The organism is Pseudomonas sp. IT-P44, from assembly GCF_949768225.1.
Classification (GTDB): domain Bacteria; phylum Pseudomonadota; class Gammaproteobacteria; order Pseudomonadales; family Pseudomonadaceae; genus Aquipseudomonas; species Aquipseudomonas migulae.
In genome coordinates, this window is the sequence record NZ_CATKQM010000021.1 from 31,441 (window position 1) to 57,693 (window position 26,253).

The window sequence follows — 26,253 nt, forward strand, 5'->3', positions numbered from 1 at the left end:
ACAATCAGCCTTTGGGCAACACGGCGCACTCGCCGAGCCAGGTCAGTAAACGGTCGAGACAGGCTTCGACCGACTGCGCCCCGGTGTCGAGTACCAGCGCAGCGGACGGGGGCGGTTCATAAGGCGCGGAAACTCCGGTAAACCCGGCCAAATCACCGCGACGTGCGCGGGCGTAATGACCTTTGGGATCACGCCGCTCGCACACCGACAGTGATGCGCTGCACCAGACTTCGCGGTAATCCTCGCCCAGACGCGTGGCGAACAGTTCACGCAACTCCAGCAACGGCGCGATCATCGCCAGAATCACGATGTGCCCGTTCTCCACCAGCAACGCCGCCACTTCGCTGGCACGGCGAATATTTTCCTGGCGATCGCTGTCAGCAAAACCCAGATCACGATTGAGCCCGACCCGCAGCCCATCGCCGTCGAGCACGACGCTCTGCACGCCTCGTTCGAACAATTCGGCGTGCAGCGCCTGGGCCAGGGTCGACTTGCCCGCCGCCGGTAAGCCAGTCAGCAAAATCACCGTGCCGCGATGGCCGTTGCGGGCTTCACGTTGTGCCCGGCTGATGCTCGCCGTCGGCGCCTGCAGGTTATTGAGTCTGGACATGCGTCACCGGCACCGTGATGTCGCCCGCCGCCCACGCCGATTCGCGATTGGCCAACGCGGTGGCGATGGACTGGACTTCGGTGGACTGCACCTGGTCCGGCAGCGGATCGAGCCCCGCGCTGGCAAAAATCTGCCCGTACGCGTTGCGCAGATCGGCGTACGACAGGTCGCGGCGCAGATCGGCCTGCAAGGTGTTCAACTCGCCCTGAATCAAGTCCAGTTCGCCCAGCCCCGCCGCCTGATAGCGATTGCGCAGTTGGCCGACAATCTGCCCGTCAATGTCCGACAGTTGCTGATTGGTCTTGAATTGCCGCAGCGCCTCGCGGTAGTTGGCGTTGGCCACATAGAGCTGCGCCAGCACCGCAATCGACATGGCCTGGCGGCGCGCCGTGGCCACTTCTTCACCGGCCTTGGCGACGTTGATCGCCGCCGGCGCCGAGATCACGTTGAACAGGTTCCAGGTCACCTTCACGCCGTAGTCGGCCCAACCCTGCTCCACCAAGAAGGAGTTGCTGTCGTAATGCCCGCCAGCGGAAAACTCCAGCCCCGGCAGCAGACGCAGCATGGCTTTGCGGGTTTCGGCGGCGCTGATGCGGCTCTGGTAATCCTGCTCACGCAGTTCCGGGCGGCTGGTCAGGGCTTCCTGCTCCAGGCGGGCGAGGTCAACCTTGAGTTCCGGGATGACGTAGTCGTCCTGGGTCGCCAGGGTCAGTTCGGTGCCCAGCGGCAGATTGATCAGGGTCGCCAGTTCGGTTTTCGCCAGCGACAGGGCGCGGCGCTGTTCTTCGAGTTGGCGCGTGGCTTCGATCAGCGAGCGTTGATAACCCAACGCCTGGATCGGATCGCCGATGCGCTGCTGGCTCATGCTCTGGCTGTTGCCGCGCGCGGTCTCGACCCGGGACATGAGGCTGTCGATCTGCTTGAGCAAGCGCTCGGCGGCCATGGCTCGCCAATAGGCCGAGCGCACGTCCTGAACGATGGTGTTGATCACTTTGCGCCGGCGTTCCTGAACGATCAGCCGCTGGTCGCCCTGTTGCTTGGCGCTGATGTAGCTGACACCGAAATCGAGCACGTTCCAGACCATGGTCAGGTCTGCCACTTCACGATCGCGGTCCTGTGAAGTAGACGGTTCCAACGACTGAGTGCCGGTCCGCACGCTCTGGCTGCTGGAGGCGCTGACGTTGTTGCGGCCGACATAACCGGCGTCCAGCGCCATGCGCGGCAGCATGTCGAAACTGGCGAGGTCGAGTTGGCGCTTGGCCAGGGCCTCTTCCATGATCTTGAGCCGGCCTTCGAGGTTGTACTTCACCGCGCGGGCCATGGCCTGATGCAGGGTCAGCGGACCGCTGAGCGGTTCCTGCCCCTTGTACATGCTTTGCAGATCGCTTCGGGCGCGCTGTTCGCTGACGCTGCGTTCGATCGGTTCACTTTTAACGGCACATCCACTGATCGCCAGCGCGAGCAGGCTGGCGACAAACAACTGCTGACTTCTCTTCATCCTTGACTGCCCCTGGGTGACGCACTGCTTTAAGTATTTCAGGCCTGCATTTCGCTGATGCCGGCCTGTTTCAAAGCAGCGGCCAGGTCGTTGACCTGCCGTTGCTCGGTATCTTTGAGCTGTTGCAATTGCTGGACGAGGCTCGGCGCGCCAAACACGCCGCGCAGCCCCTGTGAAACATCGCCGGCCTTGATCGAATGGCTGCCAAAGGAATTCAGCGAGTCTCGCTCGTTACCGGACTCCTGATTGAACAGACTCGACAACGTGCTGGTGCTGAAAACCCCGCCATCGCCACCACCGAAACCAAGGAAGCCATGGCCTGCACCTTCGCCGCCGCTGTCGCTGCTGCTGAACACCTGCGCAATGAAACTCTGCGCCAGCGCGCCGTTGTTCATGAAGATGTCGCCCAACGGCCGGATGCCGTTGCCGATCACCCGGCTCTCGAATAACGGAGCAAACGTCAGCGGCGAGCCCAGATCACCAGAGGGCGGGGCGAAGATGATTGGTTGCAGTGGCACGTTCGGTTGATCGGTCACGATCACCGGGTCGCTGCTGAGGAACTCCGGATCCGGGGTCACCTGCACCGTAGCCGGCGCCGGCGTCGGCGCCACGACGCCTATCGCGTAGTTGTTGGAGACCGACACGGTGGCCCCCGCGTTACCCGCCAGGTCGGTGACATTGCTTGTGTCGAGGGCGATGAAGTTGCTCGGGTCACTGACATTGGCAGTTGGCGTGAAGGTCGCGGTCCAGGTCTTGCCGCCGTCGCTGCTGCTCAGGTTGGACAAGTCGCCGTTGGTCACGCTCAGGTCCGACAGGTCGAAATCACTCACGGCCTCGCTGAAGGTGAACGTCACCACCGTGCTCTGGCCGGCAGCCATGCTCGGGTTGGCGACCACGATGCTCACCGTTGGCCGGGTTACGTCCAGGGCGTAGTTGTTGGAAATAGCGATGCTCGCGCCGGCATTCCCCGCGAGGTCCTGCAAGGTGCCGGTGTCGAGCACGATCAGGTTGGTCGCATCGTTGATGCCCGCGGTCGGCGTCATGGTCGCGGTCCAGGTGATACCGCCGTCGCTGCTGGTCAGGTTCGACAGCACAGCGTTGGCCACGCTGATGTCCGACAGATCGAATCCACTCACCGCTTCACTGAAGGTGATGGTCACCGTGGTGGTTTCGCCAATGCCCAGGCGGTTGTCGGCAACCACAATGGTGGCGGTCGGCAGCGCGGTGTCGATGGCGAAATTGTTGGAGTCGGTGGTGCCCACGCCGCTGTTGCCCGAGGCGTTGGCCACGCCGGTGTTGTCGAGGGTAATCAGGTTGCTGGTGTCGGTGATGCTCGACGTCGGGGTGAACGTTGCCGTCCAGGTGACGCCGCCATCGCCCGAAGACACGTTGCTGAGCGTGCCATTTGCAATCGTCAGGTCGGCGTTGGAGAAACCGCTCACCGCTTCGCTGAAGGTGATGGTCACCGTAGCGGTTTCACCCGCCTTCAGCGCCGTGTCGGAGACCACAATAGTGGCTGTCGGCAGCACAGTGTCGATCGTGAAGTTCGCCGAGTTGGTGGTTCCGCTGCCCGTGTTACCGGCGATGTCGGTCACCCCGGTGTTGTTCAGGGTGATGAGGTTGCTGGTGTCCTTGATGCCAACCGTCGGTGTGAACGTGGCGGTCCAGGTGATGCCGCCATCGCTGCTGCTCACCGCGCTCAACGTACCGTTGGGGATGCTCAGGTCACTGTTGTCGAAACCGTTCACGGCTTCGCTGAACGTGATAGTCACCAGCGTGGTTTCGCCCGCGCTGAGGGTGCTGTCGGCGACCACAATGGTCGCGGTGGGCCGGGCTGTGTCGATGGTGTAGTTGTTGGAATCGGTGGTGCCTGAGCCCGAGTTACCGGCCAGATCCGCGATCCCCGTGTTGTTCAGCGTAATGAGGTTGGTCGCATCGTTGATGCTCGCGCTCGGCGTGAAAGTGGCCGTCCAGGTGATGCCGCCGTCGCTGCTGCTGACCGCGCTCAAGGTGCCGTTGGCAATCGTCAGGTCGGCGTTGGTGAAGCCAGTGACCGCCTCGCTGAAGGTGATCGTCACCAGCGAGGTTTGACCCACCGCCAGCGTGGGGTCAGTCACAATGATCGTCGCCGTCGGGCGCACGGTGTCGATGGCGTAGTTGTTGGAGTCGGTGCTGCCGATGCCGGTGTTGCCCGAGCCGTTTTGTACACCGCTGTTGTCCAGCGTGATCAGGTTGGTGCTGTCGGTGATGGCGCTGGTCGGGGTGAAGGTCGCCGTCCAGGTGATGCCGCCATCGCTGCTGCTCACCGCCGTCAAGGTGCCGTTGGCGATGGTCAGGTCGGCGTTGCTGAAACCGGTCACGGCCTCGGAGAACGTGATGGTCACCAGGGACGTTTCGCCGATTTTCAGCGCGTTGTCGGCAATGATAATGGTGGCCGTCGGAATCACGGTATCAATCGTGTAGTTACCAGAGTTGGTGGTGCCGCTGCCTGTGTTGCCGGAGAGGTCGGCCACACCGGTATTGTTCAGGGTGATAACGTTGGTCGCATCGTTCACACCCACTGTTGGCGTGAAGGTCGCGGTCCAGGTGATGCCGCCGTCGCTGCTGCTCACCGCGCTCAAGGTGCCGTTGGCGATGCTCAGGTCCGCATTGGTGAAACCGCTGACCGCTTCGCTGAAGGTGATGGTCACCAGCGAGGTTTCGCCGGCGGTCAGGGTTGGGTCGGCCACGACGATGGTCGCGGTAGGCCGGACGGTGTCGATGGCGTAGTTGTTGGAATCGGTGGTGCCACTGCCGGCGTTGCCCGCCAGGTCGCTGATGCCGGTGTTGTCCAGGGTGATCAGGTTGGTCGTGTCGTTGATGCTGGCGCTCGGCGTGAAGGTCGCGGTCCAGGTGATGCCGCCATCGCTGCTGCTGACCGCGCTCAAGGTGCCGTTGGCAATCGTCAGGTCGGCGTTGGTGAAACCAGTGACCGCCTCGCTGAAGGTGATGGTCACCAGTGAGGTTTCACCGATCCTCAGCGCAGTATCCGCCACGACGACGGTTGCTGTCGGACGCACGGTGTCGATGGCGTAGTTGTTCGAATTGCTGGTGCCGATGCCCACGTTGCCGCTGCTGCCTCCCTGCACGCCGCTATTGTCCAGGATGATCAGGTTGGTCGCATCGGTGATGCTGACGGTTGGCGTGAAGGTCGCGGTCCAGGTAATGCCGCCGTCGCTGCTGCTCACCGCGCTCAAGGTACCGTTGGCAATCGTCAGGTCGGCGTTGCTGAAACCGGTCACCGCCTCGGAGAACGTGATGGTCACCAGCGAGGTTTCGCCGATTCTCAGTGCGGTGTCGGCGACGACAATGGTGGCTGTCGGTGCCACGGTATCAATCGTGTAGTTACCGGAGTTGGTAGTCCCGCTGCCTGTGTTGCCGGAGAGGTCGGCCACACCGGTATTGTTCAGGGTGATGACGTTGGTCGCATCGTTCACACCTGCCGTTGGCGTGAAGGTCGCGGTCCAGGTGATGCCGCCGTCGCTGCTGCTCACCGCGCTCAAGGTGCCGTTGGCGATGCTCAGGTCGGCGTTGGTGAAACCGCTGACCGCCTCGCTGAAGGTGATGGTCACCAGCGAGGTTTCGCCGGCGGTCAGTGAAGTATCGGCCAGTACAATCGTGGCGGTCGGACGCACGGTGTCGATGGCGTAATTATTGGAATCAGTGGTGCCGCTGCCGGCGTTGCCCGACAGGTCGCTGATGCCGGTGTTGTCCAGGGTGATCAGGTTGGTCGTGTCGTTGATGCTGGCGCTCGGTGTGAAGGTCGCAGTCCAGGTGATGCCGCCATCACTGCTGCTGACGGCGCTCAAAGTGCCGTTGGCAATCGTCAGGTCCGCGTTGGTCAAACCACTGACCGCTTCACTGAAGGTGATGGTCACCAGCGAGGTTTCACCGATCCTCAGCGAAGTGTCCGCCACGACGATGGTTGCCGTTGGCCGCACGGTGTCGATGGCGTAGTTGTTGGAGTCGGTGGTGCCGCTGCCGGCGTTGCCCGACAGGTCGCTGACACCCGTGTTGTCCAGGGTGATCAGGTTGGTGCTGTCGGTGATGGCGCTGGTCGGGGTGAAGGTCGCCGTCCAGGTGATGCCGCCGTCGCTGCTGCTCACTGCCGTCAGCGTACCGTTGGCGATGGTCAGGTCGGCGTTGCTGAAACCGCTCACCGCCTCGGCGAAGGTGATGGTCACCAGCGAGGTTTCGCCGATTTTCAGTGCATTGTCGGCCACCACGATGGTCGCGGTAGGACGCACGGTATCAATGGCGTAGTTGTTCGAATTGGTCGTGCCGGTGCCAGCATTTCCGGACAGATCGTTGATCCCGGTATTGTTCAGGACGATCAGGTTGGTCGTGTCATTGATGCTGGCGGTCGGTGTGAAGGTCGCGGTCCAGGTGATGCCGCCATCGCTGCTGCTCACCGCCGTCAATGTGCCGTTGGCGATGGTCAGGTCGGCGTTGGTAAAACCACTGACCGCTTCGCTGAAGGTGAACGTCACCAGCGAGGTTTCGCCGATGCTCAGCGCCGTGTCGGCCACGACGATGGTCGCGGTCGGACGCACGGTATCAATGGCGTAGTTGTTCGAGTCGGTGGTGCCGCTGCCGGCGTTGCCCGCCAGGTCGCTGACACCGGTGTTGTCCAGGGTGATCAGGTTGGTCGAGTCAGTAATGCTGGCCGTCGGAGTGAACGTGGCCGTCCAGGTGATGCCGCCATCGCTGCTGCTCACCGCCGTCAAAGTGCCGTTGGCAATCGTCAGGTCGGCATTGGTTAGACCGGTCACGGCCTCGTTGAAGGTGATGGTCACCAGCGAGGTTTCGCCGGCTTTGAGCGCCGTGTCGGCAAACACGATACCCGCAGTCGGGCGAGCGGTATCGACGACGTAGTTATTGGAATTGGTGGTGCCGACGCCAGCAGTACCCAGGCCGTTGATCACCCCGGTATTGTCGAGGGTGATGACGTTGGTCGTGTCGGAAATACTGGCGGTTGGCGTGAACGTTGCCGTCCAGGTGATACCGCCGTCGCTGCTGCTCACTGCGCTCAAGGTGCCGTTGGCGATGGTCAGGTCCGCGTTGGTGAAACCGGTCACCGCTTCGGAGAAGGTGATGGTCACCAGGCTCGTTTCGCCGATGCTCAACGTGCTATCGGCGACCACAATGGTTGCGGTCGGCGGCGGTGCATAGGCGGTGTTGAGTATCCCGCCGTCGTTGTAGATTGCCGCCACGGCGGTCGGCGAGGTGCCAATTGTCCCCCCGCCCTGCGCAGTACCACCGGCACCGCTGCCCGCGGCATTACCGGCCAGGGCCGCGAAGTTGGCGGCGGTGATCAGCAACGTGCCCTTGTTCCAGATCGCACCGACGCCCCGGCCGCCGATGCCGCCGTTGGAGGCGTTGCTGCCTTGGCCACCGCCACCGCCGCCGCCACCACCGGCGCCGATGTTGTTGGTAATGTTCGACGTGCCGATGATGGTGATAACACCGGAGCTTGCGTTGTAGATCCCGCCCGCCGCGTTGCCGCCGGCGCCACCGACCTTGTCCCAACCGGCGCCGCCGCCACCGCCGCCAATGGAAATCGTGCCATTGGTGGCCGTCGCACCGTTACCGCCGTTGCTGTAGTAGGAAACGCCCACGCCGCCAGCCCCGCCAGTGCTAGTGCCGCCGCGACCGCCCATGTGGGTCGCGTCGTAACCGCCGCCGTAACCACCAACGCCACCGCTGCCTGCCTGGCCGCCCAACGTGCCGGTGCCCGGCCCGGCCGAACCGCCGTGCCCGCCACCCTGGCCGCCCAAACCGCCACCGCCGCCACCGCCACCGCCGTAAAACGCCCCCGTGACACCGCCGCCGCCACCGCCGCCAGAGGCAGCGTTTGACGTCACGGTCACGTTGTTCAGCGTCAGGACCCCTGCGTTGAAAATCCCCCCGGCCATCGAGCCCGTGGCGCCGTAGCCACCGTTGCCGCCCGTGCCCGACACCAGGCCACGGGTGATCACCAGACCATCGAGCGTCACGGTTTTGCCCGCCGCAATTTCAATCACCCGGGTCCTGTACTGACCGTCGAGAGTCACATCCGCCACACCGTCGTTGTTCAAGTCGCCATCAACGATGATGTTCTTGTTGATCAGCAGTTCGGAGGTCAACTGCACCGTCATGCCGGTGCTGAAAGTGACGGTATCGCCGTTCTGCGCCGAAGCGATGGCGGCACGCAACGAGCCCACGCCGGTGTTGGCATTGTTGGTGGCCGTCCAGCTCGCCAGGCCCCACTGATAGTCGCTCATGGCCATTTTCGACAGCACGTTGGCGCTTTCGATATTGCCGGTGGCGATCTCCAGATCCCAGTCGCCACCCACGCCGGTACGGTTGCTGGACGCCGCCACATCACGGCCGGTCAATTGCGCCAGGGAATCGACGAAGTTCAAACCCCGTTCACCCTCGGCGGTGTAGCAGCCGTAGATCAGGATGTCGCCGCCGACGTTCATGTCCTTGCCGATTTCCGCCAGCACCGCGCTGCGGGCCGCGACGTTGTCGGCAGACAGGTAACTGTTCCCCAGCCACAGATCGCCCGCATTGCCGTGGGCGATGATCTGCACCGAGCTGATGCCCTGATGGGTGTCCAGGTAATCGGCAATCTGCTGCAAGCCGTCCTTGGTGGCATCGAGTTGAACCACCTGAGTACCGGGCGCCACACCTTTGAGCAGGCTGTCGGCATCCTTGACCCGGGAATCGACGAACACCACGCTCTGTCCCGGCACGGCAACGGGCGCCACGGCGGGCGTGGCATCGGCCTGGCCGTGGGTGTCCTGGCTGGCGGCCGGTTTCTCCGCAACGGGCGGCTTGGCCGCGTCGGCCGTGGTGTGGCTGTCAGCCTGGGCGGTATCGGCCACCGTGGCCGCGACCGCGCCGTCGAACAGCATTCGCGGTTCCAGGGACATGATCATTGGAGAGGCCAGCGCTCGTGCGCCTTTGGTAATCCGTGACTTGCCGTTGCTCCACCACATGTTACTCACCCGGACTCGAACGTTTTTTCTGCGTAGACGAAAACGCCGCGATCAACTGATCGCAGCATCGGCTTTCATACGAATGACATTGGCGGCGCTGGCAGAGCCATCGAGCCAGAAGGACAATTCTGCGTACTGCTTGAACAAATCCGGCGGCAGAATCGTGCGCCGCGATTGCAACTCGACTTTGGGTTTGACCTTGTGCAGGCCGGACACGCCGAGGGCTTGATCGAACTCCGGCGCATCGTAGGCCAGGTGGTCGAAATCGTGCTCGAACCAGGGTTCGCCAATGAAGTCGTAGACCAGCCGCATCACCCGGTCAGGCGCCTGGGTCAGCAGGTCGTAATCGACGATCAGCAGCGAGTCGGCGTGTTCACCGTAATAGGCTTCCTTGAGCGCCGCCCAGGCAAAACCGACCAGGCGATTGCGTTGGGCGAGGGTTTCGCAGCGGCTGTAAACCGTGTTGCGTTCGACCGCATCGCCGAACAGCTTGGTGTTTTCAAAAGGGTTGGCGCGATAAAGACGCTCGATGCTGTCCATGACCCAGGCAACGTTGCGCACACAGGCAATGACCTTGGCTTGCGGGAACAGATCGCTGATGGCCGGCAGGCGCGAACTCCACAAGCGGTTGGTGTCGAACACCACCGGTTTGTCGGCCTTGTCGGCGTAGAAGGAGTCAAACAGGCCGCGAAGCAAACGGCGACGCAGGTCGGTATCGATCACCGCGCCGAACTCGCTGCCGGCGCTGCATTGTTCGAGGACACCGGAAAAGAGTGAGCCGACGGGGCTGGTCATGCCGGCATGGAAACGCGGGTTCTGCAAAAGGATTGCAGAAAGCAGGGTCGAGCCCGAGCGCGGCAAGCCGGAAATAAAATGGAACTGCTGCAATCCCTTCACCCTAGTCATAAGTCCTTTATGTATGACGGAGCGTAGACCATGAATGGCCTTAGAAGTAGTGGTGTTTTGATATCAAATCGAAGTTACGGCGCTGACTAAAACGCGTTTTTTATTACTGCTTGTGAGGTGAATCGTTTAAGCATTCCACCGGCTCAATGCAGTACGAACAATCGCGCAGTGGCGCCTCCCGCCTGTGTTTCGCCCGAGCGCTGCCAGCCTGAGGGCAACGGCGCGAATTCGTCCGGAACATCGACGGTGCCAATCAGCCAGACTCGGCCACTGCCCTTGGGCAAGCGGTCGAGACTGTCGAGGTACGTGTCCTGAGTCACCAATGTGCCAAAGCCATAGGCGTTCGGCCGGCTCGAAGCGCCATTGGCCAGCGGCGGAGTGAACAGCAGCGGCTTGGCCTCGGTGCGGTTGTAATAGACGTAACTGAGGTACCAGAGCATGTCGCTGGTGACGATCCGGTCACCGGTCACGAAGTGCTGGTTCACGTAGTCGACCATGACGTTGATCTGATCATTGGTGTCCACCGTGGCGTTGTTCTTCAAACCCACCAGTTCAACACCGACAAACAGCACCAGCACCGTCACGGCCAGCACCCGAAAGCCTGAATACAGACGATCAACCGCCAGCGCGACAATCATCGGCAGCCCCAGGGCATACGCCGTCAGGTAGCGCTCGATGAACACCGGCGTGATAAACGAAACCCCGAACACCAGCAGCAACGGCAACGCCGTGTAGATCACCAGCAGGGCGCTGCCACGAAAGACACTGCGGTCCCGCGCCAGCGCCACCCCCACAATGGCCAGCAACGCCAGCGGCATCGCGATGAACATCAGCGTCGGCAGGTTCTCGCCATCGTCCTGGATCAGAAACGACCAGAACATCGAAGGCAACGAGCCAAACGTGACAGGCGTTTCCCAGCCCACATCGCCGTTGGCCTTGAGTTGATCCAGGTGCTGGAGCAGATCGATCAGGCTCGGCGCCCACGGCAGGTACAACAACACGATCGCGACATTCGCCAGCCACCAGCCGGGGCGTTGGACATGGCGCAAGCGATGCCCCGGCTGGACGCGGATCAACCCCAGATACAGCCAGTGGCAGAGCACGCACAGGGCCGTGAAGTAGTGGGTGTAGAACGCAGCAGTCATCAACAGCACATACGCCACCAGATATCGCCTGCGATGCGGGCGCCTGATCCAGTAGGCCAGGGCAATCGTCGCGCCGATCAGCCACAACCCCAGCAGCGAATACATGCGCACTTCCTGGCTGTAGCGCACCGCCGTAGGCAACAGTGCCAAGAGGAAACCGGCCAGCAGCGCTGCACGGCGAGTGGCGAGCAAATCCATCAGCCAGACGCCGAGCCATACCGTGACGATGCCGGGCAAGGCGCTGAGGCAGCGGATCGAAAAAATGCCATCGCCGAACAACCCGACCCAGCCATGCAGCAGCAGGAAATACAGCGGAGGGTGCACGTCATGGGCCGCATGGACCCAGATGTCGGCCACTGAATACTGACTCAGCAGCAGGCTGGACCCTTCATCACCCCAAATGGCGGCCGCCGTCAGGTCGTAGAAACGCACCAGCGCCGCCAACGTCAGGATCGGCAACAGCCAGTGCTCCTGCGCCCAGCGCAACCAGCGCTGAACAATCGCCCAGATGCCGGGTGCGGCGTGCGGCTCATGGGTGCCGCCAAACGGTGTTTCTCTGCGCGCCTCCATTACCCCCCTGAAACAGCCCTCGACCACCCTGCCTGTTGATCACTTTAGGACGGCGCCGGTTCGTCGTCGATGCCGGTTTTGCGACCAGCGACATTCGGCCGTGAGGCGCATCAACTACGCTCTGGTTTGGCGTGACTCAGCCAGGGAAATGAATGGAGTCGGCTGATCGCAACGATGGGGCCGGATGTCCGGACCACGCTTGTGGCGCGCCAGACAACTAACCTGAGGGATGAGGAACTATGGAAGTATTCATCGGCACTATCCAGCCTTTCGCCTTTAACTACGCGCCCAGCGGCTGGGCCTTGTGTAATGGCCAGACGCTCGCAATCCAGCAATACAACGCAATGTTCGCGCTGCTGGGCGTCAACTTCGGAGGCAATGGCGTCTCCAACTTCATGCTGCCCAACCTGCAAGGCCGAATGCCGGTGTGCATGGGTAACGGGCTGAACCTGACCCCACGCGTCATCGGCGAGTTCTCCGGGACCGAGAACGTCACCGCGACCATCACCAACCTGCCCAATCACACCCACGCCCTGTCCGGGCTGACGGCCACTACCACCCTGCAACTGGCCAGCCCGGCGAGCAACCCGGTCACCACCCCCACCGCGACCAACTCGTACATCGGCGCTTCCGGCGGCGGACCGGGCTCGGCGAGCATTTACTCCGATCAGCAAGGTGCGGCGGCCGTGCCGCTCAAGGGTGTGGCCACGACGGTCACCGGGGAAATCTCGTCCGCCGGCGACGGCCTGCCCATGGAAACGATGAACCCGTTCCTGGTGCTGAACTTCAGCATTGCCCTGGAAGGGCTGTTCCCTTCGCGCGGTTGAAATCCGGCCGGGGGATTCAACGCCCCCGGTCACTTTCATTTTGGGAGTGACGCCATGCTGCAACAGGTTCAACACCAACACTTTCAGACACTGCTGGGCAAGACTCGCACGCTGCGGTTGCCGGATGGCAGTGAGCTGCCGATCCATATCGACAGCCTTGAAGAATCACCCCGGGCGCGGATGCCGAAAAGCGAGCGCATGCCGTTCCGGGTCGAGTTCAACAGCCTGCAACCCACAGAGTTCGTAGATGGGTTGTGTGCGCTGGAGTTACCGGAACTTGGCCACGTGGAGGATATTTTTGTCTCGCGGGTGCCCGCCATGGGCAGGGATCCGGGCGTGGGTTACTTCTACATCGCATTCAACTGAACACACCGGGATCAAAATGTGGGAGCGGGCTTGCTCGCGAAAGCGGTGTGTCTGGCAGCGTTTTGTCGACTGACACACCGCCTTCGCGAGCAAGCCCGCTCCCACATTGAGGTTCGGCGGTGCGCTCAGCCATTCGGATACCACACCAACCGCTCCGCCGCCGGATTACGCTCTTCAACCTGAAACCCCAGCGCCAGGTAATGCTGGCGCGCGTGGGCATTGTTGGCCCAGACCACCGTGGCCACCGGGCAGCGAATCTGCTGCGCTGCTTTCTGCACCCCTTGCAGCACCGCCCGACCGTAACCCTGGCCACGAGCCTGCGGGATGAACGCCAGGTACAGCACGCGGATTTCATTGGGACCAAAGTCGGTGGTCAACGCACCGATGGCCGTGTCGAGTTTTTCGATCACGTAGTGCATCGCGTTGGGGAAGTGCTCTCCCAGCCCTTGTTCCTGTACCTGGAATTGCTGGGTGATGACCTGCTCAACCACCTCTCGCTCGCCGTCGATCCATTGCAGATCCGGTCGTGCCGATTGATAAAGCCTGTGCAGAAAAGGTCCATCGTTAACGCGCGACGGCCGCACCACCAAACCGTCGGCCACCACAGAATCCGTGCTCGCCATCGCTGCTCTCCCTAGAAACCGCTTTCCCTGACACCCAACGCGGCCATTCGCCGCCAGGCAACGCCCAGCAATGACTCGCCGCTCCCCTGCAACACCACCACGCCACGCAAAGGTTGAAGCGGCGTCGGGGTGGCCTCGAGGGTGTTCAGCCGCGCGCCGTATTGTCCCTGTACCGGCTCGGCCCGCTGCGAGGCATCCCGGCGCACGGCAATCGGCCCGTGGTGATCGGAGGTCAATGCCTCCTGATCGACATAGGTCGCACCGTTGGTGTCGATTTCGGTCAATTGCACCGCGATCGCCGGGTGCATCGGATCATCGGCGATAAACCGCCCACTGGCGCCCGGTGCAACACGCCACAACTCAGCCTCGGCCAGATAACCCCGCAGCCGTGCGCCGTCTTCCACCACCCGCGCCAACGGATCGTTGGGCGACAACCAGCGGCCGGCGGATAACTGCGGCAACAGATCACGCACCTTGCCCGCCTGTGGTGCCCGAATCAGCAGCCGCTCCCGTTGCGCAGCCAACCCACGGTACTCGGCCACGGCCTCCGCCAGGCGCTGCTCGACAATGCCCGCATCGGCGGCGGTTTCGCTGCGACTTGCCTGGCGGCGCATCTGCAATTGCTGGATCTGGATTTCGCGACGGACGATGGCCTGGCGCGAATCCAGGTCCGGGGACACCAATTCGATCAGCACATCGCCCTGAGCCACCACCTGCCCGTCACTGACGTTCACTTGCTTGACCCGCGCCGCCACCGGCGCATGCAAGGTACTGACGCGCCCGGCCTCGAGCATCGACGGCAGTTCCACGGCACTGCGCCAGGGCAGCGCCAGAAACAGTACAAGCGCGGCCAGCCCCAACGCACTCAACAACACCCGCGACACATGGGCGTGCTCACGCTGGCTCCACCACTCGCGCCACTCGCGCACGATAGGCAGAAAGATGAACCACACCAGCTCCACCAGCATCAGGAAAATCCCCAGGAGCTTGAAGAACAAGTGGTACACCGCCAGCGCAATCCCGAAAAACAGCACCGCGCGCCACAACCACGTTCCATACCCCCAGACCAGCAAACGCCGCCGCATCGTCGGCGACCAGGGTTCCGGAGCCGGGGCGCCATAGCCGAACAAGGTCTCACGCAGATGCCAGCGGCACAGGGCAAAGGCTCGCCCTTGCAGGTTCTCCACGTCCCAGAAATCACTGAGCAAAAAGTAGCCGTCGAACCGCATGAACGGGTTGAGGTTGATCACCAGCGTGGTAATCCAGGTGGCACTGGCGAGCATGAACGCCGCCGTGCGCGCCGGCCCGTCGGGCAACAGCGACCAGGCGAGCAGCGCGATACTCGCCAGCAGCAGTTCGGCCAACACGCCACCGGCCCCGATCAGCAAGCGGGCACGTCGATTATTGACCCGCCAGGCATCGCTGACGTCGGTGTAGAACATCGGCAGCAGCACCATGAACGCCACGCCCATGCTTTGCACCCGACAACCCGCGCGCTTGGCCATGAACGCGTGGCCGAATTCGTGGCACAGCTTGGCAAAGAACAACGCCACACCGAAGGCCAGCGCGCCACCCAGGCTGAACAAATGGGGGAAAGTCGCGATGAATCGCTGCCAATCCCGGGACACCAGAAATACCCCCAGGATCAGTGTTGCCGGCAATCCGAAGCGCAGCGTTTGCGGACCAAATCGCGACAGCCAGGGCCAGGCGCGATTGAGAAAAGCATCCGGCCGCCAAAGAGGAATCCGGAAAAACAGGTACTGATGCAACAAGACCTGCCACCACGACTGATGCTGGGCGGCGGCTTTCAAGTTGTAACTTTCACGCTGCTGCGGGTCGAGGGCGCTGATCAGATCGTGGCTGCGCAGAAAGCTCAGCAGTTGCTCCAGATCGCTGCCGGCCAACGGCAAACCCGGCTCGCGATTGGCGGCGTGCAGTATTTTTTCGGGATCGCCCAGGGACCAATGTCGCAGCAAGCGCATCGCCGCCACCCCGAGCTTGAAATAGCGACCGCGCACCGGGTCGGCCAACGTCCAGCGCGGCGAGCCATCCAGCGCCGGTGAAGCGGGCGTCAGTTGCAAATCCGCACGCAGGCTCGGCAGGCTCATCTACAGGCCCACGCTCTGGCGCAAACCGGCCAGTGGTTTACGTAACAGGTACAGCGCCAGGGGCGCGCGATCGCCGAAGATTTTCGCCGTCCCTCGCAAGCCGATGCGCGGCGGCGCCTGATCGAAACTGGCATCGAGCCGATAGGCCAACTGCCCGCCGGAAGTGGGTTGTGCTTCGTATGCGGCGCGCTCGAGCCGGGCCGAATGCCGTTGCAACGGATCACTGTCGAGGAACAGCGCGACTTGCGCACCCGGCTCCAGGGAAATCGCATCGCTCACCGCCAGCTCGATACGCAGTTCGGCCTGGCTCGGGTCGGCGATTTCCATCAGCCGTTCGCCGGTCTGCACCGGTTTGCCGGTCCAGCGTTCGGCGTCGGCGAACACCGCGATACCGTCGCGCTCGGCCCGCACTTCGCTGCGTTTGAGCAATTCACGGGCGTAGTCCCGTTCGGCGCGTTTTTGTTCGACGCGCGCCGCCAGCAAGTCAATCTTCGAACTGGACTCGGCATCGGCAAACGAGCGCTGGGAATTGGCTTTCAATTCAGCTTCGGCAACGCCCAACGCGCGTTCGGCCACATCAGCCTGAGCCTTGAGGGTGGTGCCTTCGAAGCGCAGCAATGGGTCGCCGGTTTTCACGGTCTGGTTGGGTTTGACCAGGAACTCGGCGATCACGCCGTCCAGCGGCGCAGCCACGACGCGCCCGCCCAATGGCACTACTTCGGCCGGCGCCAGCACCGATTGGCGCACCGGGATCAACATTCCGAGCACCAGCAGCACGATCAACGCGACCTGACGTTTTCGGGTCCAGCGCAGTCGCCAGGGCTTGTGCGGTTGCAGCGCCAGCCAGGCGTGACTGTAAGTGTCGCCGAGTTGCGACAGCAGCACTTGTTCCGCCGGGTTCCACGGTAAATCCCGGGCCAGCCACAGTCCGCCGAACACTTCGCTTTGGTGATCGATCAGCGGCAACCAGAACACCTGGGCGGCGGACAGACTTTGCCAGTCCGCCTGAATCGATTCGCTGAGCAGATCGGGCGCAATCACCCGCGCCTGCTTCAGCACATCACGCTTGAACAACTGCGCCACGGCCTGCTCGACGAACGCCACGAACGGCGCGTTCGGGTCGACGGTACTCACGCCCGTCACCGCGTGCACCTTGCCGGCAATCAACAACGCGGCATGACGAAAACCGAACAACGCCTGAGCGTCATTGACCAGGCTGTAGGCCAGTTGCGACGGAGTGCGTGCGGCGCGGGTCTGGCGCTCAAGATCGAGAAAGCGGGCGAAGACCTGCTCCGCGCCGCCGCTGACCGGAGCGTTCACTTGAGCTCCGCGAAACGCGCCGTGCCGCTCATGCCGGCCAACAAACCAGAGGCATTGGGCAACGTCGCGACCAACAGCAAGGTCTGGCTGCCCTCGTCAATTCGCGCCCCCAGTCGTTTGACCGTGGCATCCAGTGGCCGGCCGGTTTCATCGGGGACAAAACTGAACGTCTGGCCGGGCTTGAGTTTGCCCATCCAGCGCGACGGCACCAGCAAATGGATTTCCAGGGTGCGGTTGTCGACTACATCCAGCAACGGCGCGCCGGCGGCAACGCTTTCAAAACGCTGAACCTTGCGCTCCACCACTTGGCCATCAAACGGCGCAACCACGCTGCAGCGTTTGACCTGAACCTGATACACCTGAGATTGCGCCTGCGTCTCGCTGAGCCTTGCCTCGGCCCGCGCCACTTCGAAGCGCCCGACCGAATTCAACGCCGCCAGTTGTTTGTTGTGAGCCAACTCCTCACCGGCCCCACGGCTCGCAGCCTGCGCCGCATTGAGCTGCGCCTGATAAGCCGAACAATCGAAACGCGCCAGCGTATCGCCCTTCTTGAACGACTCGCCCTCACTGAACGGCAACTCGACAATCCGCCCGGACAACTCACTGGCAAGCATCGCCTGATCCCTGGCCCGCAACACACCACGGGCCTCGGTGCTGGCTGCCGAACCGCCGCTGCCGACGGTGCTGCTGTCCAGCAGCGGATCGTCTGGCACGGGCGTTTGCGCCTGAGCGGTACACGTTAAAATGGTCAATCCGATAACCCACACACGAACTCGTCGCATAACCGTAACTCCCTGACGGATGAGCGGAGTCTATGACAGCGTGGGTGAGCGTCAAGTGGGTGGAGTTTATTGGTAGGAAATGTCTGGTTTCAAATTGATAACTATTTCCCGTGGAGTGGGCTGATCACCCATGCGATGAGTACATGGAATTAAATCCCACACGAAATGGGGAACTTCCACTCGGCCAAAAATGAAAGTAGTCACAGACATTCACATCCCTACACACTCGCTGTCACCGGAACCTTAAAGTCGCAACAATTGTTAATAGTTGAAGCCCGAAGCACCTTGACCATTTGCCAGGCAAATACACAAAACTGAGTTGCCGGCGGTGGAGAAACATCCAGCGAAGTAGAGTTCGGTCAGACAATGGTTGACGCATATCGCGGACCCCATTTAGGATCAACCCACTACTCAACCCCGTACGCAGAGATTCAGTTCTCTGGCCGTTGGGGTGAAAAAACCGGCTTCGGCCGGTTTTTTCGTTTCTGAGGATTGAATTTGTGCGCACTGCGTTCTTTGTTGACGGCTACAACGTGTTCTACGGATTGCTGGCCGGCACGCCATACAAATGGCTAAACCTGCCGCGGTTACTGACGCATATTGCCAATATCGAGAATCCTCAAAGCGTCCTCGCCTCAATCGATTACTTCACCTCTTCCGTCAAACCTGAGCTGGCTACTCGTGGCAGGATTTCAAAAGAGGCTCAAGACACCTACGTTCGCGCCCTGAGAGCCAGCAATGTGACTGTTCATTATGGCCGTCACCAACTTGAGAGGGCCGCAGCGCCACGTTTTATCGACAAAAAAATCGCTGCCTCACGCCAGGATAAAGTCGCGATATGGAAACTCGAAGAGAAAGAAACCGACGTCCATATCGCAATCAGCATGTACCGCACGGCCGCCAGGCAGGCCAACATTCACATGACTGAACACATACAGCAATTCGTTCTGGTATCCGGAGATACCGACATGACTCCCGCGTTACGCGCTATCCGAGAGGACTTCCCGCAAGTGACCGTGGGCGTGGTTCTTCCATGCCGGACCGGATTCAAACGCTCTCCACACGGCTCGCTGATAGAACATTCCCACTGGATGCGCCGAGTCGTCTCCTCAGAAGAGTTGCACTCGCACCAGTTTCCGCCCCGAGTCCCCACCCACAAAGCACCCGCGATCAAACCGGATTACTGGTAGCGCCCTCTACTACCGGATACACCGACTCCCATCCCCCACCCAACGCCTTGTACAACCCGACCATCGCCAGCGACACTCCGGTCGAACTTTCGACCCATTGCTGCTGAGTCGCCAGCAATTCACCTTGCACGGTGAGTACGTTGACGAAATCCACCACGCCTTCCACGTACTGCTGTTGCGCGGTGCGCAGGGCGATCTGGTTTTGGCGTACGGCTTCGGCGAGGCTGTCGCGGCGCAGTTGGCTGGCGTTGTAGGCGGTCAGTTGATCGTCGATTTCGTGCCAGGCGCGCAGCACGGTTTGTTGGTAGGCGATGGCGGCTTCCTGTTGTTGCGCTTCACGCAAATTCAGCACACCGCGCAGGCGACCACCGTCGAACAGCGGCAGACTGAATTGCGGGCCGATGCCGAAAGCACGTGAGCCCCATGAGCCGAAGTCGCTCAGTTGCATGGCCTGCGAACCAAGGTTGCCCGACAGGGTGATGCGCGGATAGAAATCGCCCTTGGCCACGCCAATGTTTGCGGTGGCGGCATGCAAGCGGGCTTCGGCCTGGCGGATGTCCGGGCGGCGCTCGGCCAGTTGCGACGGCAGGCCGATGGCGACCTGACGCGGGGTTTGTGGCACCGGCGCGTCTGTGGATAACTCAGCGTGCAGCGCTTGCGGCGGCTCGCCCATCAACAGGCTCAGCGCGTTGATCAGTTGCGACTGGCGCTGCTCCAGTGCCGGCAAGCGCGATTCGATGGCCGCGACTTGCGCGGCGGCTTCGGCGACATCCAGGTCGGTGGCGACACCGTCGGCCAGGCGCAGTTGCGACAGCTTCAGGCTGTGGCGGGCGACGTCGAGGTTCTGCTCGGTGACGGCTCGTGTGCTTTGCACGCCGCGCAGTTGAATGTAGTCCTGGGCGGTTTCGGCGAGCACCGACAGCAGCACGCCGCGCTGGTCGTTTTCCGCGACTTCAAGGGTGGCGTCAGCCGCTTCGGTTTCACGTCGCACACGCCCCCAGAAATCCAGCTCCCAGGAGGCCGAGAAACCTGCGTCCCACAGGTTGAACGCCGAGTCACCGTGGTGCCCCGACGGATCGCTCAGGCCTTCACCGCTGTTGCGTTTGCGCCCGTAGCTGCCGGTGGCGGCGGTGTTGGGATAGCGTTCGGCGGTGATCACCTGGCGCGCGGCGCGGCTTTGCTGCAAACGGCTGCTGGCGAGTTTCAGGTCGAGGTTGTCGGTCAGAGCGCGTTGGGTCAGGGCCGAGAGTTTCGGGTCCTGGAAAACTTCCCACCAGCGTTCGTCCATGTCAGCGGTTTTCACTTCACTGGCGGCGGCTTTCGACGGTTTCGACCATTCGGTAACTTGCCGGGCTTGAGGCTTCTGGAAGTCAGGGCCGACGGTGCAGGCGGTGAGGCTCATGACGAGCAAGGCGCAAAGGGTGAGTTGAAGCTGACGGCCTCTTCGCGAGCAGGCTCGCTCCCACATTGAGGTTGAGTCATGCACACAATCACTGCTCAAAAGGAGATCCCCTGTGGGAGCGAGCCTGCTCGCGATGAGGCCAGCCCGGTTAACAAACATCTTCATCGTTGCGCAACCTCATGCTTCCCGGTTTCAGCCGTATCAATACTCGCCTCCACCGACATCCCCACCCGCAACCGCTCAGCCAATGGCTGCCCCGGATCGAGGACGATTTTCACCGGAATCCGCTGCACAACCTTGGTGAAATTGCCGGTCGCGTTGTCCGGTTTGATCGACGCGAAAGTCACCCCGGTGGCCGGAGCAATGCTCTCGACACGACCGCGCAACGCTTCGCCGCCAAGGCTGTCGACGCGCACCTGCACACCCTGCCCCGGCTGCACCTCGGTCAGTTGGGTTTCCTGGAAATTGGCGACCACATACGCTTGCGCCAGTGGTACCACGGCCAGCAGCTTGCTACCCGGCGTGACATACGCACCGACACGCACCGCACGCTCGCCCACCATACCGTCCTGCGGCGCGACGATGCGCGTATAGGACAGCTCGTAGCTGGCCATTTCCAGTGCCGCTTGCGCCCGTTTCAATCCACCGTCGGCGGCGTCACGTTGGGCCGTGAGGATCTCCACTTGCTTGCGCTCCGCCGACAGTACCGCTGTGGCATTGGCTAACCGGGCGCTGGCTTGATCAATGCGCGTACGTGCTTGCTGAGCATTCTGAACCGTACCCGCGCCAACGCCGGCAAGGTGGTTGTAGCGGTTCAATTCATGCTCGGCGAACGCCATTTCAGCCTTCGCCGACACCACCGTGGCTTGCGCCTGCGCAATCACTGATGTCTGGCGCTCAAGGGTCGCCCGAGCGTTTTGCAGTTGCGCCCGCGCCACCAGCGTTTCGGCGTCGGCGGCTTGAGCGGCAGCGCGCAGGTCACGGTCATCGATCAGCGCCAGCAACTGCCCGGCCTTGACCTGCTGATTGTCTTCCACCAGCACTTCCTTGATGAACCCGGCGACGCGAGGCACGACCAACGTGAAGTCGGCAGAGACAAAGGCGTCATTGGTGTTCTGTTGCGCGCGCTTGCCAAAAACTCCCGGCGCCAGCAGATACACCAGCACGCCGACCGCCACCACGGAGGCCATTGCGACGGCGATTTTTTGCTTGGATTGAGTCGTCATAAAAACCTTCTGTTTCAGTGAAGCATTCATGTCGGCGCACGCGGCGGATAGATCCGCGTCGGCAGCCAGAAAATCAACAGGATCAGCGCCAAGGCGACACCGCTCATACACAGATAAAGGTCCGAGGCGGTCAGCACCACGGCTTGCTCATGCAGCCGGTGGGCAAGGCCCGCGCTGTCGCTGTCGGCCAGTGGCGAGTTGCCGAGACGGTCCACCAGCATGGTCGAATGAAAATGCAGCCGCGATGTGGTCAGCGCGTCGATTACGCCAGTCGCGATCACCGCCGACAGGCCTTTGACGGTGTTGAACCAGGCCGAAGCGAACGGCCCTTCCATCGGGCTGATGCTGCCGGTCGAGAGCATCAACAGCGGCAACACCGCCATCGGTTGACCGAAGATTTGCAGCAGTTGCAGCACGTAGAAATCGTCGCGAATCCACGCCGATGTCAGTTGCGAGCCACCGATGCACGACATCGCCAGCATGCTCAGGCCGATCCCCAACACCCAACGACAATCGACCCAGCGCAAGTTGCACAACGCCGCCACCAACGGCAGTGCGAGCAACTGTGGCAGCGCCGCCAGCAACATGACCGGTGCAGTCTGCACCGGACGATAACCCTGGACCTGCGCGAGGTAACTGGACGGAATGATGATCACCGCCAGCAAAATCACCAGCACACCCGCCAGGGTCAGCAAGGCGAACGACAGGTTGCGGATGCCGAGCATCTGCATCTTGAAAAAAGGCGTCGGCTGCGACCATTCGTTGATCAGGAACAGCACCAGCAACACCAGCCCTCCGCCGAGCAATCCGCAGATCAGGGTCGACTCGAACCAGTCCAGCCGATTGCCCTGCAGGATGCCGATCACCAGCATGCAGATCGCCGGAAAACCCAGCAGCAGTCCGCGCCAGTTGAACTGCTTGAAACGCTCAAGGCGCAGCGGATCCTGGGGCAAGCCGTAGGCCACCGCTGCCATGGCGAGCAGGCACGGCGCGATGATTTGCCAGAACGTCCATTGCCAGCCGACATGCTCGGTCCACAACCCGGCCAGCGGCGTGCCGAGCCCCGGACCGAAGGTGGCCGTAAGGGCATACCCGGCAAGACCGTAGAGCTTCACGTTGGCCGGTAAAAAACGCAGGGCGACGGTCATCAACATCGGCGGCAAGGCACCGCCCGCCAGGCCTTGCAAAGTGCGCATGAGCAGCAGGCTTTCGTAGTTCGGGGCGAACGGACACAGCACGCCCAACAACGTGAACACGCTGATCGCGCAGAGGGTGAAGCGCCGCAACGAGAACGTCACCGAGCACCACGGCGCGAACGCCATCGCGGCCACCGAGGTCGCGGTGTAACTGGCGACCAGCCAGGTACCTTCGTCATAGCCGATGGCCAATGCGCCGCGAATATCGGCGAGGGCGACCTTGGTCACCATCTCGTTGAGGCTCGACACCAGCACCGCCAGCAAAACACCCACCAAGCCGATGATGATTCGCGGACCGAAGACCGGTGGCGTCACGGCGACCGTTGGGCTGGCCACGGCGAGAGGTGCCGGGGCCGTGAGGGAAGTCATTACTGCAAGCTCCGGGATGTGAATGTCGGAGCATTTTAAGAAGCGCGAGACCTGACGAAAATCAACTTATCGGCAGCTTATAAGTGCGCTCCACGCAGCAATACAAAACCCTGTAGGAGCCGGCTTGCTGGCGATAGCGGTGTATCAGTCGATGAAGATGTTGAATGAAAAATCGCTATCGCCAGCAAGCCGGCTCCTACAGGGGTCCGTGTTCAGTCTGACGTGGGTTGCGCGGCCAGCCATGTCGCATCGCAACACGCCTTGAGGGTTTCACGCATCCAGCGATGCGCCGGGTCTTTGTCAAAACGCGGGTGCCAGGCCTGGGTCAGCATGAGGGTCGGCAACGGGATCGGCAGGGTGAACGAGCGCAATTTCAAGCCCAGCCGCCGCACGCTCAGCAGCGCTTCCTTGGGCACCGGCAGAATCAGATCGGAATCAGGCAAGGCAAACATCGCCGCATGGAAACTCGGCGCGATCACCGCCACTCGCCGCTCCAGGCCCAAGGCATTGAGCGCGGTATCGATCGGGCCGCGAGCAATCCCGCGCCGGGACATGCTGATGTGAGAAAACCCGGCAAAACGCTCGGCGGTGATTTCTTCGTCGAACAGCGGATGGTCTTCGCGCACCAGGCCGACAAAATGGGTGGAGAACAGGTTCTGGACCTTCACTTCCGGCATCAGCGGCCGATTGTTGCTGACGCTCAGATCGATGCGCCCTTCACGCAACGCTTCGTCATCCCCATCGCCCTCCGGAACGAAGCGCAATTCGCAGTGCGGCGCCTGACGCTCCATGGTGTCGAACAGCTTGCCGCCGTAGACACCGACAAAGAAATCGTTGGCGCGGATGCTGAAGCGTCGGCGCAAACTGCCCAGCTCCACGTCATCGGCGGAACGGAACAACAACGCGGCCTGTTCCACCACCTCCCGCACCTGCTCGCGCAACGCCAATGCCTTGGGCGTGGGCACCAGACCGCGGCCGGCACGCACCAGAATCGGATCGCCGATGGCTTCGCGGATTCGTGTGAGCGTGCGGCTCATGGCCGCCGGGCTGAGGTTCATGCGGCGCGCGGCGCCCACCACACTGCCTTCGTCGAGCAAGGCGTCGAGGGCGACCAGAAGATTCATGTCCGGGAGTTGCATGCTGAGCACTCTTGCCTGATCTTGATTGATTCAGACGCAATGCTAGCAAACATCCCCAGATTGATGTGTTGGCAGATCAGGCCCCTTCGCGAGCAAGCCCGCTCCCACATGGGTGATTCATTGAACACAAAATCTGCATCCACTGGAAATCCTATGTGGGAGCGGGCTTGCTCGCGAAGGGGCCAGCCCAACCACCACAAAATCAGCGCTGCATCCCCCAACGCTTCACCGTCACCCGCTCCAGCGAATCAAACACCAGGTTCTCCACCAGCAACCCAATCAGAATCACCACCGCCAACCCGGCAAACACCTTGTCGGTGTACAGCTCATTACGATTCTGAAAGATGTACCAGCCCAAACCGCCCTTGCCGCTGGTGGCACCAAACACCAACTCAGCGGCGATCAGCGTGCGCCAGGCAAAGGCCCAGCCGATTTTCAGCCCGGCGAGAATCGACGGCAGCGCCGCCGGAATCAGGATGAACAGCACGAAACGCATGCCCTTCAAACCGTAATTTCGCCCGGCCATGCGCAAGGTTTCCGAGACCCCCAGGAACCCCGCATAGGTGTTCAACGCCAACGCCCAGAGCACCGAATGCACCAGCACGAAAATCAGGCTGTTCTGCCCCAACCCAAACCACAGCAGCGCCAGCGGCAGCAGTGCAATCGCCGGCAGCGGGTTGAACATCGAAGTCAGCGTACTCAGCAGATCGCGACCGAACTGTGTCGACACCGCCAAAGTGGTCAGGGCAAACGCCAGGACGATGCCGATCAAATACCCCTTCAGCAACACCACCAGCGAAATCCACACCTTGCCTAGCAATTCGCCGCTGAGCAGGCCGTCATACAGCGCAACGGCGGTTTGCAGGAAACTCGGCAGCAGCAAGTCGTTGTTCTGAATGCGGGCAACCACTTCCCACAGCACCGCGAGCAGAATCAGGATCAGGCTTTTGCGAATCCAGCCCTGTTGCCACAGGCGTTGACCCAGGGGCAACTCACGCTCCAGCGGGACGCTGGTCAGCGGCTGCAAAACGGTTTCGAACTCTTCACGCGCAGATGATAACTGGCTCATCGGGCACTCCTCTCAATGGCTCAGTAAGCGATGCGAATGTCGGAAAAATCCAGCTCGCGCTCGGTTTCCGGTGACTGGCCTTCATCGAACAACAACCGATGAATCCTCCGCGCCGACTCCTGAAACGCCACGCCGCCAAGACTGTGCAAATCGTACTGATGGCTGTGGACTTCCGCCCGTACCCGACCGGGATGCGGCGACAGCAGCAGGATGCGATTGCCCACCACCAGCGCTTCTTCGATGGAGTGCGTGACGAACAGCAACGTGAAACGCACCTCTTCCCACAGCAGCAACAATTCTTCCTGCATCTTGCGGCGTGTAAGGGCGTCGAGGGCAGCGAAGGGTTCGTCCATCAGGAGGATTTTCGGCTGCATCGCCAATGCCCGCGCGATGGCAACGCGAGCCTTCATGCCGCCAGACAAGGTGTGCGGATAGGCATCGGCAAATGCCGCCAGCCCGACCTTGTCCAGATAGTGCAGCGCCCGTTCCTCGGCCTCTTGGCGCTTGAGGGTTTTCGACGCCAGCAGCGGAAACATCACGTTCTGTTTGACGGTTTTCCATGGCGGCAGCTGATCGAATTCCTGGAACACCACGATCCGGTCGGGCCCCGGTGCATGGACGGTTTGCCCTTGCAGACGAATCTCGCCTTCAACGGGCTGAATGAACCCGGCAACCGCCTTGAGCAACGTGGATTTGCCGCAACCGGAAGGACCGAGCAGCACAAAGCGGTCCGCCGGGTCGATTTCAAAACTGACTTGGTGGGTCGCTCGAACCACACGCTGCGGCGTGCGGTATTCGAGGCTGACGTTGTCGACCGACAGCAGCGCCTGGGCTGCGACGTTCGGTTTGCTGACCGTGTGGCCTTGCAAAGGGGCGTTCATGTCG

The 26,253-nt window shown here is 61.9% G+C and carries 18 protein-coding genes; 3 read left to right on the forward strand and 15 right to left on the reverse strand.

The genetic code is table 11. The features are described 5' to 3' along the window. Window positions 1–4 precede the first annotated feature (4 nt). The 5 genes from cysC to ACM6IO_RS12465 all read right to left on the reverse strand — a co-directional run bounded on the left by cysC (window position 5) and on the right by ACM6IO_RS12465 (window position 11,751). Window positions 5–610 carry an adenylyl-sulfate kinase gene (gene cysC, locus ACM6IO_RS12445; RefSeq protein ID WP_414911544.1) on the reverse strand — a complete coding sequence of 202 codons (606 nt, stop codon included), beginning with the start codon at window positions 608–610 and terminating at the stop codon, window positions 5–7. Next, a complete protein-coding gene (locus tag ACM6IO_RS12450; RefSeq protein WP_414911545.1) occupies window positions 594–2,108 on the reverse strand; it encodes a TolC family protein in 1,515 nt (504 codons plus the stop codon). The genes cysC and ACM6IO_RS12450 overlap by 17 nt, the downstream gene beginning before the upstream one ends. Window positions 2,109–2,146: 38 nt before the next feature. After that, complete coding sequence (locus ACM6IO_RS12455; protein ID WP_414911546.1) at window positions 2,147–9,130, reverse strand: Ig-like domain-containing protein; 6,984 nt, start codon at window positions 9,128–9,130, stop codon at window positions 2,147–2,149. A gap of 51 nt (window positions 9,131–9,181) precedes the next feature. After that, window positions 9,182–10,027, reverse strand: a complete 846-nt coding sequence (locus ACM6IO_RS12460) for a sulfotransferase family protein (protein WP_404943250.1) — start codon at window positions 10,025–10,027, stop codon at window positions 9,182–9,184. 152 nt (window positions 10,028–10,179) lie between these two features. Continuing rightward, on the reverse strand, window positions 10,180–11,751 hold the full coding sequence (locus ACM6IO_RS12465; RefSeq protein ID WP_414911547.1) for a glycosyltransferase family 39 protein: 1,572 nt from the start codon (window positions 11,749–11,751) through the stop codon (window positions 10,180–10,182). 239 nt (window positions 11,752–11,990) lie between these two features. Between ACM6IO_RS12465 and ACM6IO_RS12470 the strand changes: the two genes are divergently transcribed. Together ACM6IO_RS12470 and ACM6IO_RS12475 are read left to right on the forward strand one after the other, a co-directional pair. Continuing rightward, window positions 11,991–12,578, forward strand: coding sequence for a phage tail protein (locus tag ACM6IO_RS12470; RefSeq protein ID WP_414911548.1), 588 nt, complete (start codon window positions 11,991–11,993; stop codon window positions 12,576–12,578). Window positions 12,579–12,632: 54 nt separating this feature from the next. Further along, on the forward strand, window positions 12,633–12,944 hold the full coding sequence (locus ACM6IO_RS12475; RefSeq protein WP_414911549.1) for a DUF6916 family protein: 312 nt from the start codon (window positions 12,633–12,635) through the stop codon (window positions 12,942–12,944). A 125-nt stretch (window positions 12,945–13,069) separates the two neighbouring features. On the opposite strand, the gene ACM6IO_RS12480 is transcribed toward ACM6IO_RS12475, so the two are convergent. The 4 genes from ACM6IO_RS12480 to ACM6IO_RS12495 are packed head-to-tail and all read right to left on the reverse strand — an operon-like array spanning window position 13,070 to window position 17,777. Continuing rightward, on the reverse strand, window positions 13,070–13,567 hold the full coding sequence (locus ACM6IO_RS12480; RefSeq protein ID WP_414911550.1) for a GNAT family N-acetyltransferase: 498 nt from the start codon (window positions 13,565–13,567) through the stop codon (window positions 13,070–13,072). 11 nt (window positions 13,568–13,578) lie between these two features. Then, window positions 13,579–15,675 (reverse strand): HlyD family efflux transporter periplasmic adaptor subunit, encoded by a 2,097-nt coding sequence (locus ACM6IO_RS12485; RefSeq protein WP_414911551.1) that lies wholly within the window; start codon window positions 15,673–15,675, stop codon window positions 13,579–13,581. Continuing rightward, window positions 15,676–16,995, reverse strand: a complete 1,320-nt coding sequence (locus ACM6IO_RS12490) for an efflux RND transporter periplasmic adaptor subunit (protein ID WP_414911552.1) — start codon at window positions 16,993–16,995, stop codon at window positions 15,676–15,678. Continuing rightward, window positions 16,992–17,777, reverse strand: a complete 786-nt coding sequence (locus tag ACM6IO_RS12495) for an efflux RND transporter periplasmic adaptor subunit (protein ID WP_192417301.1) — start codon at window positions 17,775–17,777, stop codon at window positions 16,992–16,994. The genes ACM6IO_RS12490 and ACM6IO_RS12495 overlap by 4 nt, the downstream gene beginning before the upstream one ends. A gap of 500 nt (window positions 17,778–18,277) precedes the next feature. Between ACM6IO_RS12495 and ACM6IO_RS12500 the strand changes: the two genes are divergently transcribed. Next, on the forward strand, window positions 18,278–18,967 hold the full coding sequence (locus tag ACM6IO_RS12500) for an NYN domain-containing protein (RefSeq protein WP_414911553.1): 690 nt from the start codon (window positions 18,278–18,280) through the stop codon (window positions 18,965–18,967). On the opposite strand, the gene ACM6IO_RS12505 is transcribed toward ACM6IO_RS12500, so the two are convergent. The 6 genes from ACM6IO_RS12505 to ACM6IO_RS12530 all read right to left on the reverse strand — a co-directional run bounded on the left by ACM6IO_RS12505 (window position 18,948) and on the right by ACM6IO_RS12530 (window position 26,249). Next, window positions 18,948–20,534: an efflux transporter outer membrane subunit gene (locus ACM6IO_RS12505; RefSeq protein ID WP_414911554.1), complete on the reverse strand. Its 1,587-nt coding sequence runs from the start codon at window positions 20,532–20,534 to the stop codon at window positions 18,948–18,950. The genes ACM6IO_RS12500 and ACM6IO_RS12505 overlap by 20 nt on opposite strands. Then, window positions 20,531–21,595: an HlyD family secretion protein gene (locus ACM6IO_RS12510; protein ID WP_414911555.1), complete on the reverse strand. Its 1,065-nt coding sequence runs from the start codon at window positions 21,593–21,595 to the stop codon at window positions 20,531–20,533. The genes ACM6IO_RS12505 and ACM6IO_RS12510 overlap by 4 nt, the downstream gene beginning before the upstream one ends. Window positions 21,596–21,621: 26 nt before the next feature. After that, a complete protein-coding gene (locus tag ACM6IO_RS12515) occupies window positions 21,622–23,160 on the reverse strand; it encodes an MFS transporter (protein WP_414911556.1) in 1,539 nt (512 codons plus the stop codon). 212 nt (window positions 23,161–23,372) lie between these two features. Then, window positions 23,373–24,299: a LysR family transcriptional regulator gene (locus tag ACM6IO_RS12520; protein ID WP_192226630.1), complete on the reverse strand. Its 927-nt coding sequence runs from the start codon at window positions 24,297–24,299 to the stop codon at window positions 23,373–23,375. Window positions 24,300–24,501: 202 nt separating this feature from the next. Further along, the gene (locus ACM6IO_RS12525) at window positions 24,502–25,368 is read right to left on the reverse strand and encodes an ABC transporter permease (protein ID WP_207285547.1); all 867 of its coding nucleotides are present in this window, start codon (window positions 25,366–25,368) and stop codon (window positions 24,502–24,504) included. A 20-nt stretch (window positions 25,369–25,388) separates the two neighbouring features. Further along, the gene (locus tag ACM6IO_RS12530; protein ID WP_008024500.1) at window positions 25,389–26,249 is read right to left on the reverse strand and encodes an ABC transporter ATP-binding protein; all 861 of its coding nucleotides are present in this window, start codon (window positions 26,247–26,249) and stop codon (window positions 25,389–25,391) included. Window positions 26,250–26,253 lie beyond the last annotated feature (4 nt).